Source organism: Spirosoma lacussanchae, assembly GCF_005870035.1.
In the GTDB taxonomy this organism is placed as follows: domain Bacteria; phylum Bacteroidota; class Bacteroidia; order Cytophagales; family Spirosomataceae; genus Spirosoma; species Spirosoma lacussanchae.
In genome coordinates this window covers 257,684-271,445 of sequence record NZ_SWJG01000005.1, presented here as the reverse complement: position 1 = coordinate 271,445, position 13,762 = coordinate 257,684, and the positions used below count along the sequence as shown (strand labels likewise).

At 54.4% G+C, this 13,762-nt stretch carries 10 protein-coding genes; 5 read left to right on the top strand and 5 right to left on the bottom strand.

The window, feature by feature from the left end:
* Positions 1–6 precede the first annotated feature (6 nt).
* The 5 genes from FBR45_RS26775 to FBR45_RS18950 form a co-directional block, all read right to left on the bottom strand.
* Positions 7–1,980, bottom strand: a complete 1,974-nt coding sequence (locus tag FBR45_RS26775) for a SusC/RagA family TonB-linked outer membrane protein (RefSeq protein WP_262709535.1) — start codon at positions 1,978–1,980, stop codon at positions 7–9.
* A complete protein-coding gene (locus FBR45_RS26770) occupies positions 1,980–3,521 on the bottom strand; it encodes a SusC/RagA family TonB-linked outer membrane protein (protein WP_262709534.1) in 1,542 nt (513 codons plus the stop codon). The genes FBR45_RS26775 and FBR45_RS26770 overlap by 1 nt, the downstream gene beginning before the upstream one ends.
* Before the next feature lie 288 nt (positions 3,522–3,809).
* Positions 3,810–5,597 carry a RagB/SusD family nutrient uptake outer membrane protein gene (locus FBR45_RS18960; protein ID WP_138505182.1) on the bottom strand — a complete coding sequence of 596 codons (1,788 nt, stop codon included), beginning with the start codon at positions 5,595–5,597 and terminating at the stop codon, positions 3,810–3,812.
* 35 nt (positions 5,598–5,632) lie between these two features.
* A complete protein-coding gene (locus FBR45_RS18955) occupies positions 5,633–8,824 on the bottom strand; it encodes a SusC/RagA family TonB-linked outer membrane protein (protein WP_138505180.1) in 3,192 nt (1,063 codons plus the stop codon).
* Positions 8,825–9,005: 181 nt separating this feature from the next.
* Positions 9,006–9,371 carry a helix-turn-helix transcriptional regulator gene (locus tag FBR45_RS18950; protein WP_138505178.1) on the bottom strand — a complete coding sequence of 122 codons (366 nt, stop codon included), beginning with the start codon at positions 9,369–9,371 and terminating at the stop codon, positions 9,006–9,008.
* 242 nt (positions 9,372–9,613) lie between these two features.
* Here FBR45_RS18950 and FBR45_RS18945 point away from each other — a divergent pair, with 242 nt between their 5' ends.
* The 5 genes from FBR45_RS18945 (at position 9,614) to FBR45_RS18925 (ending at position 13,713) form a co-directional block, all read left to right on the top strand.
* Positions 9,614–10,267 carry a hypothetical protein gene (locus tag FBR45_RS18945; protein WP_077921705.1) on the top strand — a complete coding sequence of 218 codons (654 nt, stop codon included), beginning with the start codon at positions 9,614–9,616 and terminating at the stop codon, positions 10,265–10,267.
* Positions 10,268–10,333: 66 nt separating this feature from the next.
* Positions 10,334–11,128, top strand: coding sequence for a PD-(D/E)XK nuclease-like domain-containing protein (locus FBR45_RS18940; protein ID WP_138505176.1), 795 nt, complete (start codon positions 10,334–10,336; stop codon positions 11,126–11,128).
* A 43-nt stretch (positions 11,129–11,171) separates the two neighbouring features.
* Complete coding sequence (locus FBR45_RS18935; protein WP_138505174.1) at positions 11,172–11,519, top strand: hypothetical protein; 348 nt, start codon at positions 11,172–11,174, stop codon at positions 11,517–11,519.
* 124 nt (positions 11,520–11,643) lie between these two features.
* Entirely contained in the window at positions 11,644–12,411 is a 768-nt protein-coding gene (locus tag FBR45_RS18930; protein WP_138505172.1) for a pentapeptide repeat-containing protein, read from the top strand.
* Positions 12,412–12,522: 111 nt separating this feature from the next.
* Positions 12,523–13,713, top strand: a complete 1,191-nt coding sequence (locus FBR45_RS18925; RefSeq protein WP_138505170.1) for a DUF748 domain-containing protein — start codon at positions 12,523–12,525, stop codon at positions 13,711–13,713.
* Positions 13,714–13,762: the final 49 nt, after the last annotated feature.

The following is a 13,762-nucleotide window of genomic DNA, read 5'->3' as shown; positions in this document are numbered from 1 at the left end:
CAAGAGTTAAAATGCCAGATTGAGACCAACCAGAAACTGCCGGGGTGTTGGGTAACGACCTTCGTCAACGCCGAGCTGGCGATCTTCGCCGGTGGCCGATGAATTACGCAGGGTGATTTCGGGGTCCAGTCCGCTGTAGTTGGTAATGGTAAACGCATTGGTGGTTTGCACGTAGATACTACCACCGTTGAGCCCTAACCGACTGCCAAAACCTTTGGGTAGCGAGTAGGTCAGCTGGATGTTGCGCATCCGGAAGTACGACCCTTTTTCGATGAAATAGCTCGATGCGCGGCTGCTGATGGCATCGTTCTCGTCCAGGATCGGCAGCTTGGCTCCGGGATTCTCGGGCGTCCAGGAGTTGTAGAGCACGTCTTTGGTCCGGTTGCCCTGGAAGGTGTTGAAATCGGTCCAGTAGCGAACATAGTTGAAGACATCATTGCCGACAACACCCTGCCCGAACACCGTCAGATCGAAGTTTTTATACCCGACCGACACGTTCAGACCATAGTTGAATTTGGGGTGCGGATTACCGATGAACGCCTGGTCGTCGGCCGTGATCTGGCCATCGTTGTTGATATCGCGATATTTGAACTTACCCACACCCTTGACGCGCTGGCCGTTGATCACGACCTCGGCGTCGTTGTAGCCCGGAAACTGCGGGGCCGCTGCGGCTTCTTCGGCCGTCTGGAAAATACCGTCGATGATATAGCCGCAGAACAGCGAAATCGGCTGCCCTACCACCGACCGGGTTACGGCGGGCAAACGCGACCCAAGGCCCAGCAGCGGCTCGTTCGGGCTGGCCGGGTTCAGCTCCAGCACCTCGTTCCGATAGGTGGAGAAGTTACCCGTCACCGTGTAACGAATGTTGTTATCGAGGGCTTTGCCGCGGTAGCTGACCTGCAGGTCGACACCCCGGTTCCGGATGGCAGCCACGTTCTCGGCGGGCAGATCGCCCTGACCTACCGTTGCTGGCCGGGGGCGGGTGTACAGGAGTCCGGTCGTCTTCCGTTCGTACACGTCGAGGTTTACTTCGAGTGCGTTGTTGAACAGACCGGCGTCGAGCCCTACGTTGATAGAGGTCGTGGTTTCCCAGCGGGCATTGGGGTTGCCGAAGCGCTGAATGGCAAATCCGGTATTATAGGCATTCGGGTTGCCGTTGAGGCTGTAGCCACCCCGGTCGAAGTCGGCCGCATAGGTGGTGTAGGCGTTGTAATCGCCAATCTCCTGGTTACCCGTCTGGCCCCAGCCCGCCCGCAGTTTCAGGTCGCTGATGGTTGAAATTCCTTTCATAAATGGTTCGCCCGTGATGCGCCAGCCCGCCGATACGGCCGGAAAGGTAGCATACCGCTGAGCCGCCAGGAAGCGCGACGAAGCATCCCGGCGCAGGGTAGCCTGGAAGAGGTATTTATCGCGATACGAATAGTTGGCCTGCCCGAAGTACGAGAACAGCCGGTAGTCGTTGAAGGCGTAGTTCCGGTTCGTCTGGGTAGCCTGATCGCCTATGTCGAGGTACAGCAGCGAGGGGTCTCCGCTGTAATATCGATCGCGGAAGCCTTCGATGAATTCGCCAAAGGCCGAGATAGATTCAAGCCCTACGAATGCATTTACGTTGTGTACGCTCGCCAAGGTTTTCTTATACGAAAGCGTATTGGTCCATGTCCACGAATACCGATACTGGCCATCTTTCCGCACGCTGTAGGTACGCACCGGCTCCGAGGCTTCGGGCTCGGGAATGCCGTAGTAGGTACCGTAGGCGATGGTGCCGTCGAGGCCAAAACTGCTGCGGAGGGTGAAATCCTTCAGAATGTCCGCTTCAGCATATACGTTACCCAGCGCCCGCAGATCGCGGTAGCCGTTCTGCCCGGCCCGCTCGAGCAACGCCACCGGATTTTTTGCGTTACCCAGGTTACTACCGAGCGTACCGGCATAGTTACCGGCCACATCATATACCGGAACGATAGGCTGCATCCGGATCGCCATCAGGATACCGTTTCCTTCAGTGCCTTCGTTCCGAAACCCCCGTTCCGCTGCGCCAGTACCAGCTGCAGGTTTTCGCCGACGCGTACTTTGTTCTTGATAGTAAACTCGGTATTGGCCCGCAGCGTGTAGCGCTTGAACCCGTTGGACCGGATAATTCCTTCCTGGTTGAAATATCCTACCGAGAGGGCGTATCGCCCTTTTTCCGTACCGCCCGACAGCCCAATGTTGTAGTTCTGGATGGGCGCCGACGTCATGATCTCACGCAGCCAGTCGGTACCTTCGGCATTGGCCTGGGTGATCTGAAACCGCTGCGACCCGAAGAGCGGATCATTGAAGCGATCGATGCTGTAATTTCGGTAAGTGCCATCCGGATTGCGGGCCACGCGCGGATCATCGGCCGAGGCTCCGTCCGGAACGATAAAGGCCGGAATGACAGGCTCGGGACCGTTACCGTACTGCGCCTGCTGCGGATTCCCGTTGGCCGGATTAACGACCCCCGCATTCCGCTTACTGGCCCACAGGTACTCACCGTATTCGCGGGTGTTGAGCAGGTCAAGGTAGCGGGTTGGCTGCTGGGTTCCGTAATAGGAGTCGAATGTCAGACGCGGCTCGCCCGATTTCCCTTTCTTGGTCGTGATGATAACGACGCCATTCCCGGCCCGCGATCCATAAATCGACGCCGACGTGGCATCTTTCAGAATCTGAATACTCTCAATGTCGTTCTGGTTTAGGTTATTTAAATTTTCGCGGGTTGGCACGCCGTCAATCACGTAGAGCGGGTTGTTGTTGCCCAGCGTGCCGAACCCCCGGATACGGATGCTGGCTCCTCCACCGGGCGAGTTATCCTGAAGCACCTGCACCCCGGCCGCGCGTCCCTGTAACTGTTGCCCCAGGTTGGCCGCCGGCACCGACAGCAGTTCCTTGGTCTGGATAACTGTTACGGCGCTGGTGATGTCCTTTTTCTCCTGGGTGGCGTATCCGGTAACGACAACTTCATTCAGCGTCGATACGTCTTCGACCAGCGTTACGTTCAGACTGGTTTGTCCGCCAACGGCCACCTCCTGGGGTCGGTAGCCAATGAACGAAAAGACAAGTATTGCATCATCGGGTGCCTGGAGCCGGAAGTTGCCCTCCGCATCGGTCGATACGCCCCGCGTGGTGCCTTTGATGGCTACGTTTACGCCGGGCAGGCCCGTTCCAGACGCCCGGTCAATCACCTTGCCGGTTCGGTTACCACCGGGCCCGGGCTGGGTAGCGCCCGCTCCCTGACCCGGGGCAGGTGCCGGAGCAGCAGGCTGTGGAGCAGGCGTAGCGGCCGACGGTGTGGTGGCTGTACTGGTAATCGGCGTACTGCTCTGCGGGGAAGATGGTTCCCCACCCATGATGGCTCGTTCTGCCGGTGTTGGTGTAGTAGCTGGTGGCTGGGCTGTACCCTGCGTGGCTGTTGTACTGGGCTGACCGGTAGGTGTTCCCTGCCCCAGGGCGGTAAGACCGGCCAGTGGTAGCCCCATCAGCACCCCCAGACGGACGGTAGTCCTCAAGAAGTTTTTTATTGAGCAAACGGTTTAATAGGTTGACGTATAATTGCTTAAGTAGCATAGTTAACTATGACAACTTATTGGTAAATCTGAAATACGCCAACAATTGACCGGATTTATGCGCTCTTGAGGAGTCCTAATTCATCTTATAATTATCCTGTAGCAATATAAATATATACCTTCCCTATCATTAATATACAAAGTGATACCCGTATGCTTATAAACAACCCAAAGGGGCTATCCTGTTAACAGGATAGCCCCTTTGGGTAAAAACTGACTAAGTAGTGTATACTATTTGTAAGCCGGGTTCTGCACCAGCGTTGGCTGGCCATTTTTGAACGCGTTGTCGATTGCTTCCTGCGGCACCGGGTAGTACTCGTGTTTACCTTTGGTGAAGCGAGCGCCTTTCAGATAGGTGCGCTTTTCGCCTTCTTTCGTGACGTAGGTATTCAGCACATCGGCAGCGATACCCCAGCGAACCAGGTCAAAGAAACGGTGGCCTTCCATAGCAAACTCCAGGCGGGTCTCGAAGCGAACGGCTTTACGGGCCGACTCTTTCGAGGCAAATACAGACGCCGGATATTCCTTAATTACGTAGTTGGCAGCAGGCTCCGCCGTTTCGGTATACGCGTCGCGGGTCGACCCCTGAATCGCTTTCTTCACGAAATCAGCCGGGTTGGCGGCCCGTTTCCGAACCAGGTTCGTCAGGTCACGAGCGCGCGACAGGCTACCGATTTCAACTTCTGCTTCGGCCAGCCACAGCAGTACGTGGGCATAGCGGATAAGCCGGTAGTTGTTAGCCGTCAGGTTCTGCCAGCCAACGCCCAGCAGCGTATTTTTCTTCGAAGCCACGTGCTTTTTCGGCGAGTAGGGACCGGCATAGGTCTGATCCCGGATGAAGTCGCTGTTGTGGATTTTGAAATCCTTGTACAGAATCCCCCGGCGACCAACCGTCCAGTCAAGACGTGGGTCGAAGGTACCCGCGTCGGGCGTAAAGGCTCCATCGAGCGGGATGCCCTGGTCGTTTTTCACGTCGACATTGTTGAACGTGTCGAACAGCGGCAGGCCGTTGGCATCGGTTTTATAGGCGTTAACCAGGTTCTGCGAGGGCTGATAGAATCCGCAGCAGCCCCAGGGCGACGCATACGGGTGAGCCAGACCCATACCGCGGGTCGACGCGCCATCGTCCGAAGCTGACTTGGCATACTGCACTTCAAAGATCGACTCCCGGTTATTACGCGTATCAGAATCGAAATTCTGCGAGAAGTTGTCGATCAGGCTGAACTTACCGCTGTTCACGACCTGGTCAAGAACCGTTTTGGCCTGCTGCAGTTTAGCTGCGTTTGGCGCACCCGTAGCTATGTCGAAGCCCTGGTACATATAGGTCTTTCCGAGGTGAGCCAGTGCGGCCCATTTGGTTGGACGACCGGGTTCTGCCTGCGTTTCGGGAAGAGTGGCAGCGGCAGCGGTGAAGTCAGCTTCGATATTTGGCCAGATCTCGGCTGTGTTGGGCAGCTTGGTCGAGTTCGGGTCGTTGGCATCGTACGCTTTCTCGTCGATGTACGGCGCGTAGCGGAAAATCTTACGGGCCTCGAAATGGTAGTAGCCACGGAGGAATTTTGCTTCGGCTTCGATCTGCTTCTTGCGAGCGTCACTGATATCCTTCACGTTGGTCAGGTTGTCGAGCACATCGTTGCACCGAGCTACGCCTTCGTACAGTCCCCGCCATTTGTTACGGATGTGGCCGTTAGTGGCCTGAAAGTCATAACGCTCGATGAATGACTGTTCAGGCTGGTCACCTGCGTCAGTGCCTTTGTAGGCATCGTCGGACGGGATACCGCCGAATACCCAGTTCTGGACTTCGTTTTCCCACGATGCCTGGCCACCAATTCCTTCGCCATCGAGCATCCCGTAGGCTCCGATCAGGAGTCCCTCAATTCCTTTGCCGTTGGTCAGCGACGCCGGACTGTACTGGCCCTGTGGCTCCCGCGTCAGGAATTTGTCGTTACAAGCGTTCAACACCAACACACCAGCTAGTGTCAGGGCCGTCGTAGCTATTTTTTTATGAAATGTCTGCATGGAATCTATGCGTTTTTCGAATGGTAGTAGTTGAATTAGAAACCTAAGCTCAGGCCGAACAACAGCGTTCTCGATACGGGCAGGTAACCACCATCGAAGCCGAGGTTCCGGTTTCTATCCGCACTAGAGTTGTTGGAGATACTGATCTCTGGGTTCAGGCCTTCGTACTTGGTGAAGGTCAGCAGGTTCTGGCTCTGGATATACACCTGAGCGCTGCTCAGACCAATCTTAGACAGCAGTGTCGTTGGCAGCGTATAGCCCAGTTGCAGGTTTTTCAGGCGGAAATACGAGCCATCTTCAATGAAGTATGACGAAGGGCGGCTGCTAACCTGGTCGTTGGCATCCGGAATGGGGACCGTACCACCGGGGTTCGTTGGCGACCAGGCATCGTACAGCGCCCGGCGTGAGCGGTTACCCTGGAAGGTGTTGAAATCCGAGAAGTAGCGGGTATAGTTGAAGATATCGTTCCCCTGCGAGCCGCTGCCGAAGATGGTCAGATCGAAGTTCTTGTAGCCTAGGTTCACGTTCAGACCATAGGTAAAGTCAGGGTGCGGGCTGCCAATAACCGTCCGGTCAGCATCGGTAATGACGTTATCACCGTTGATGTCGGCAATCTTGAATTTACCGGCCCGGTTATAGTCGCCGTAGGGAGCCCAGGCTTTTGCTTCTTCCTCTGACTGGAAGATACCCAGCACTTTATAGCCGAAGAACGACGAGATGGGCAGACCGGCCTGCGTTACCGTTACAGCCGGTACGCGCGAGCCGTAACCGAAGTAGCGGGTGTTATCGCTTTCGTCCAGTTTCAGCACCTTGTTCCGATAGGTAGCCACGTTAGCGCTAACCCCGTAGCGGAAATCACCAACCCGGTCCCGGTAGCTGATAGCCAGGTCGACACCGCGGTTCTGCATGCTACCTACGTTGAAGGCTGGTACTTCAGCATCACCCGCTGTGAAGGTAAAGGGCGTCGTGAAGAGCATGTCGGTTGTTTTGCGGCTCCATACGTCGAAGTTCACCTCCAGTTTGTTCGACAACAGGGTTACGTCCAGACCGACGTTGGTCGACGCCGTTGCTTCCCATTTGGCGTTGGGGTTACCGAAACGACGAATATCGAAACCGGCCGTTGCGGTGCTGGTGCTTCCGTCAATCGGATAGCCCGAGTTGAAGGTGTTCGACTGGTAGGTCGTATACGCGTTGTAGTCACCAATGGCCTGGTTACCCGTCAGACCGTATCCGAAACGCAGCTTCATGTCGTTAACGAAGGCCACGTTGTTTTTAAAGAAATTCTCCTGCGAAATCCGCCAGCCTGCCGATACAGCCGGGAACAGAGCACTGTTCGAAGCCGACAGGAAGCGCGACGATTTATCCTGACGGATGATACCCTGAATCAGGTACTTGTCACCGAATGCATAGTTGACTTTACCAAAAATCGAGAACAGCGTATAATCCTGCTCCAGGCGACCTTCGTTACTGGCCGATGACTGGGTACCCAGATCCAGGTAGCTCTGAATAGCCAGCTGCTCATTGAAGAAACCGCTCCGGGCTGCTCCGAAGAACTCCTGGTACTGACGGATGGCTTCGGTACCTACATAGGCATCCACTTTATGCACGGTATTGAACGTGCGCGAGTAGTTCAGGGTGTTGGTCCATACCCACTGGTAGGCGTACCGATTCTGGTCGGTCAGGTTGTTGTTAAAGCTACCTTCGATGTATTCGGGGTTAGCCCGGCCCAGGTATTTGGCGCGGTCGCCATTGGCGTCGATACCAATGGTTGAGCGGGCCGTCAGACCTGAACTCAGGTCAACTTCTGCATAGGCGTTACCAAATACGCGCAGGCTGTTGTAGCGGTTATCCTGCTGACGGAAGAGCGTTGCTACTGGGTTCTCGTTGTTACCCAGGTTCAGACCACGGCTACCAGCGAAGTTACCAGCGATATCGTACACGGGCAGCAGCGGGTGGTGCTTATACGAACCCGATACGGCGTTCTGTTCTTCGTTGTTGTTGAAACCACCTTTCCGGCTGCTATAGGCCACCGTCAGGTTTTCGCCCACGCGAATCCGCTTTTTGATGTTGAATTCCGTATTGGCCCGAACCGAGTACCGGTCATAGCCGATATACTTAACCGTACCCTGCTGGTTGAAATAGTTAACCGACAGCGCGTAGCGGCCCGTCTCTGAACCACCCGTAGCACCCAGCTGATAGTTCTGAATGGGCGCCGTACGCGATACCTCATCGAACCAGTTGGTATTGGCTGAACGGGTAATCGGGTAGATGTTGCTCGGCGTGAGCGAGTACAGGTTGGGGTTTACACCAGCCGACCCTTCAGCCCCTTTGCTGGGGAATACATACGCCGGAATCGTTACCTGGCCGTTGGTTCCGTACGTATACTGACCGTGAGCTGGCGTTTTACCGGCGTTTACGTCAGCTAAGTATAAATACCGACCTAGCTCCTCGGCGTTCAGCACTTCGCCTTTTCTGGCCCACTGCTGCGAACCGTAGTACATATCGAAGGTAACCTTCGAGGCACCGGCCTTCCCTTTCTTGGTCGTGATGATCACAACGCCGTTGGCAGCCCGCGACCCGTAGATCGACGAAGCTGACGCATCTTTCAGCACCTGGAAGGTTTCGATATCGTTCTGGTTGATCGTACCGAGGTTCTGGGTAGGCACACCGTCAATGATGTAGAGCGGATCGTTGTTACCAATCGTACCGAAACCACGGATACGTACGGTAGCACTACCGCCCGGTGTAGCATCGTTGATAACCGTCACCCCCGCCACACGGCCCTGCAGCTGCTGGGCCACGTCCGTGGCCGGAATAGACAGTAACTCCCTGGTATTCACAGTAGCTACTGCCCCCGTAATGTCGCGCCGTGACTGAGCGCTATATCCTGTAACAACGACTTCACTCAACGTCGAAACATCTTCGGCCAATGTTACATTGATGGTAGTCTGATTACCAACCGCCACTTCCTGGGCTTTATAGCCGATGAACGAAAAAACCAGAACCTGCCCGTTGTTGACCGGAATGCTGAACTCCCCACTGGCGTTCGTAGTTACCCCCCGGGTCGTTCCCTTTACGGACACGTTGACGCCGGGAATCCCCCCGCCATCGGCCTGGCCGGTTACCCGACCTGTTCGGACGGTGCCCTGTCCGTATACCACTGTCCCGATGAGTAATAAGCCCATCAGCAGACACGATCTTACTGTAGAACAGAAGATGTTCATCATAAGTGTAGCAATTGTTTAGGTTAAGAAATGCGTATTTGTACTTACGCAAAATACCACATAATTTTCAGCTATATCAATTACGGATAATTACATCCTAGAATAATCTTATCAACTCAAAGAAATACCTTAAATAATCTTTGATTAATTCAATAAAATAGTATATATATAGACAATACATAATTTATAGCTTTCCCCTCAGTTTGCGTAATTCTCCCAGCAACTGATCATTGGTTTCCTGGAGGAGCGAAACCCGTTCCGCCAGCTGGAACAACAGAAATTCCATATTCCGCAATCGCTCTTCTGTCGTGATGGCAGCCGACGGCGAGTCTAGCTGTTTGAACATGAGTCCTTCACCCCGGAGCAGCCAGTCGGCGTTGACCTGCGGGTAGGCCAGGAGTATTTTCTCGATCGTATCGTAGCGGGGTTTCAGCCGGCCGTGCAGGATATGGTATACTTTTTCGCCCCGGCGTTCACCTAGCTGGCGGGCAAATTCAAGAACGCTCACATTCAGCGCATCTATTAACTCCTGCAGACGTGAATGAATCATAGACGGGCAGTAAAAGGGAGATATACAACCAGGCAGGACCCTGCCAGGCATGCGTAAACACGGGCAAGCGTGACAATCTTTATTTTACACATTTACCTGTACAATCAGGCAAATAAATCGCCAAAACGGCTTTGTATTATACGCAAAACTGTGTAAATTTAATGCTATAAACAACACCCTTATAAAAGGCAAAAGGGACCGCAAAATGGGCCCCCTGCTTGAACAGTAAACAACAAATACTAATGAACACACAAAACAAAACCCAACTTTCGACAATTCAAAGCGAAACCGCTCTGAAAGCGAATCAAAAGGTACACGAACAACCAGACGAAGTAACGACTGCGGCCCTGCCCCGACGTTACAAATACCTGGAAGGGCACCCGCGTCAGTATCGCTTCGATGCGAAGGAAGGTGTGTTCAACATCAACGGCACCGAAAAAGTAGGACGGACCCTGACGTTTCAGCCCATTGCCTGGCGGATTTTTACCGATAATATCCTGAACATGGGTACCAAAAACTGGGCAGAGATTTTCTTCATCGACGATAAGAACTGCGTATCCGCGATCCTGTTCCATGGCTATTCGGTCGACAATATCTTCCGGCTGATCGAACCGTTGTACTATGATGATCTGACGCTGGCCGATGTGGTCATTACCGCCGTAGCCGAGAAAAAAGAGAACACCAAAATTCAGCCGCGGGGTGTTTACTACATCGCTACCTTCTCCTACAAGATGGCCGATCCTGCCCAAACGGCTCCGCTGAAACAGTTTGCGCAGGAAACCAAAATATTCCGGCAGGAGACGCTGACCGACATTGCCAACATCAAAACGGCGATGAACTACTACAACCCGTTCCTGATTACGGCCGACGAACCAGACCTGCTGGCAGCAGGCTAAGTCAGTAGGGCGGCTTTCCGAGCTGCCCTATTTGCTTTCCGTATTCTTTCCCTCTCCCCTTCGTTTATGATCATACAACCTCTGGTCAGCACCGATGACGACTACCGGGCGCTGGCGCGGGTGTCGAACTCCGATCTGACACGCCTGAAAGAAGAACACCTGGGTTATGGTACGGGACATCCCATGCGTATTCCGGCGGCCCAGGCCAATTTTGAGAAAGCGAAAGTGTTTGGCCGGGCGTTCCACCAGCATTTGCTCGAACCCGAAACGGTAGGCTCAGTGCTGACGCAGTTGCTGCCCGATCTGGTGCCGGGTCTGTTCGATGCCCACTCGCCGGAGCAGGCCCTTCAGCAGACCGGAAAGCTGGAAACGCTGATGCAAACCATCCGGCGGGATACATTCTGCCGACGCTACCTGCGCCTGTCTGAACGTGAACGGGTGATCCTCTGGGACGATCCGGCAACGGGGATTGGCTGCAAATCCCGTCTGGATATGGTATATACCAGCCCCAAACGACGCCATGCCCTCATTATCGACATAAAGACCACCTCGGCCCGCACGCAGGCCCAGTTTCTGGAGTCCTGCTACACCTACGATTACGACCGGCAGGCTGCTTTCTACATCGATAGCCTGCGGCATGCATCAACCGACGAGTGGGTCGATACCCGCCAGTTCAGGTTTGTCTTCGTAGGTGTGATGAAACAGCGCCCTCACCGATTGTTTGCAGTCGATGCCACGTCTATTCCCGGCTTCATCGACTATGGTCGCAAAAAGTACCGGTTCTGGCTTCGTAAATGGCGTGAGGAGCAACAACTCCCCCAGCCGGCAGGCAGGACAGCCTGGCAGAGCCTGACCGCTTAGCACACAACAGACGCGTTCAGTCGCGTTTCAACCCAACAACTCTATGAATGCATCCGTAATTACCCTGACAGCTACTCCGCTTCAGTTCGACTGGGGTACCGACGGGCTTGTTCTGTGGATTGAAGAACTCGACGGGGCCGATAGCCTGGCGAACCAGATGGACGATGTGCTGGATCGGATCGGGTTTGCTATCGAGCTGCAAACCGGCTGGGACCATCGCACCGATCAGAAAACGCTGCATCCGCTGTACGGCTATAAACTACTGCTGCGCGATGCGTCGGGCCTCTGGAACGCCGTTCAGACCGATGAACACGGGCGGTTCAGTGGGCTGCTCCCCCTTCAGGAGATGGACTTCGAGATCGCTTACGATAAAGTGATGTGGATGGATTAAGGACAGCCACAGTCGGCCGAAGCTGCTGGCGCCGAATCTGGAAACGGATTCGGCGTTTTTGTTGCTACCGGCGCAACCTTCGTGCACCCGTCTGCATCTTTACCGCAAACGCAACACAGACTCCATGAAAACTATCCTGACGTCCTTCCTGCTGGCGCTCGTACTGCTGACCCCGGCGCTGGCCCAGCGTACCGTCTCTGCCTCGGAGATCATTGATAAGATTAACCGGAAACAGACCGTTTCGTACGAGAACGTCACCATAACCGGTGACCTCGACCTGACCAGCCTTGCCAACCGGCGCGAAGTTCGGGATGGTAACTGGCGGGGCGAGTCAGAAGAGTACCTGAGCACGGTAGAGGTACCGCTTACCTTCCGCAACTGCCGGTTCGATGGCAAGTTTCTAGCCTATCGGAGCGAAGAAGGCCGATTTATGAAGATCAGCAACCGGGTTTACAATGCCGATTTTAACGAAGCCGTCACGATCGAGAACTGCACCTTCAGCGATGAAGCGGCCTTCAAGTACTCGACCTTCCGGCAGCGGGCTCAGTTCACCGGCAACACCTTCCGGAACGAAGCCCTGTTTAAATACACCAAGTTTAACTCGGCGGCCGACTTCAGCGGTTCGAACTTCCGGGGCTATGCCGATTTCAAATACACCAAATTTGACGAGCAGGCCCTGTTTGCCAAAGCCCATTTCGACCGCTCGGCTGATTTCAAATACACCAAATTTGACGAAGGCGTAACCTTTAAATCGGCCCGCTTCGACGGCAACGCCGATTTCAAATATGTCCACTTTCCGCGGCAGACCAACCTCGACGACGTAGCCTTCAACGGAGGCACCGACTTTAAATATACCACCCTCAACGGCCGTCGTTTCTCGCTCGGCCGGTAGGTCTCCATCGTCCTGGCCCAGTACGTGATCAACTGGCCTATTCACGTACTGGGCTAAACACCAGTTCTTTTTTATGTGTTAACAAAACGTTACACCAATTCACGCAACGTTTTGAAACGCACAACAAAGATCGTACTGGCCCTGGTAGCCCTGCTGATTATTGCCCGGCTGCTACTGCCTTATTTCGTACTCAAGTACGTGAACAGAACGCTGGCCGATATGGGTGATTACACAGGCCACGTCGACGACATCGACATCCAGCTGATTCGGGGCGCTTACCAGCTCGACGGTCTCCGCATCAGAAAGGTAAACGGCAAAATCAAAGAGCCTTTCCTATACATGCCCAAAACCGATCTGTCTGTCGAGTGGAAATCGCTCTTCAAAGGCAAACTGGTCAGCGAGGTAGAAGCGTACGAACCGGAGCTGAATTTCGCCTTCAGCGACGATGAAGCCAGCAGCCAGACCGGTGCCGAGGTCGACTGGACGGCCTATCTCAAAAAGCTGCTTCCGATCAACATCAACCGGTTTGCGGTCATCAACGGCAAAATTGATCTGACCAGCCTGGTTACCCAGCCCCGCGCCGATTTGTCGCTTCAGCATTTCAACGCCGAAATCCGGAACATCCGCAATGTAGACGATGCCAACAAGAAGCTGCCTTCGCCAGTAGTCGCTACGGCCGATGCGCCGGGCTATAGCGGCAAAATGGACTTCTCGGCCAATATGAATCTGCTGAAAGTGGTGCCTGACTTTGATTATAACATGCGCTTCACCGACGTGCAGCTGGTCAAGATTAATAACCTGGCCCGCGAATACGCCAACATTGATTTTGAGCGCGGTACCGTCAGTATTTACAGTGAGATGGCTATGCTCGACAGCAAGCTGAACGGCTATCTCAAACCCCTGACCAAAGACATGAAGATCTTCAAGCTGAACGAACATGAAGGTCGGTCGGTGGGTCGTTTTTTTACCGAGCTGCTGGCGCAGGGCGGAACGGCGGTCCTGAAAAATCAGCGGCTCGATCAGGTAGCTACGCGCATCCCACTCAACGGCACCATCGACGACGTGAAAACGGCGGTCTGGCCCACGATCTTTGGCGTGCTCCGCAACGCGTACATCGAAGCCTTCCGGGGCGAATTCGACAACAATATCACCCTGCAGGATGCGCTGAAAGATTTTAAAGAGGACTTTAAAGCCAAGCGCGCCGAACGAAAGGCCGAACGTAAAGAGAAGCGTGAGGAGCGGAAAGCCGAACGCAAAGCTAAACGGGAAGCCCGCCAGGAAGAACGACAAAAAGCGAACTGAACCAGCAGGCGCTGATCAATACAATGGCGCTGACCACACGAGCCGGTGT

What these genes read in the sequence shown, in the direction of transcription:
- FBR45_RS26775 (WP_262709535.1), bottom strand. Translation starts at nt 1,980, where the DNA reads ATGGCGATCCGGATGCAGCCTATCGTTCCGGTATATGATGTGGCCGGT.
- FBR45_RS18960 (WP_138505182.1), bottom strand. Translation starts at nt 5,597, where the DNA reads ATGCAGACATTTCATAAAAAAATAGCTACGACGGCCCTGACACTAGCT.
- FBR45_RS18955 (WP_138505180.1), bottom strand. Translation starts at nt 8,824, where the DNA reads ATGATGAACATCTTCTGTTCTACAGTAAGATCGTGTCTGCTGATGGGC.
- FBR45_RS18950 (WP_138505178.1), bottom strand. Translation starts at nt 9,371, where the DNA reads ATGATTCATTCACGTCTGCAGGAGTTAATAGATGCGCTGAATGTGAGC.
- FBR45_RS18945 (WP_077921705.1), top strand. Translation starts at nt 9,614, where the DNA reads ATGAACACACAAAACAAAACCCAACTTTCGACAATTCAAAGCGAAACC.
- FBR45_RS18940 (WP_138505176.1), top strand. Translation starts at nt 10,334, where the DNA reads ATGATCATACAACCTCTGGTCAGCACCGATGACGACTACCGGGCGCTG.
- FBR45_RS18935 (WP_138505174.1), top strand. Translation starts at nt 11,172, where the DNA reads ATGAATGCATCCGTAATTACCCTGACAGCTACTCCGCTTCAGTTCGAC.
- FBR45_RS18930 (WP_138505172.1), top strand. Translation starts at nt 11,644, where the DNA reads ATGAAAACTATCCTGACGTCCTTCCTGCTGGCGCTCGTACTGCTGACC.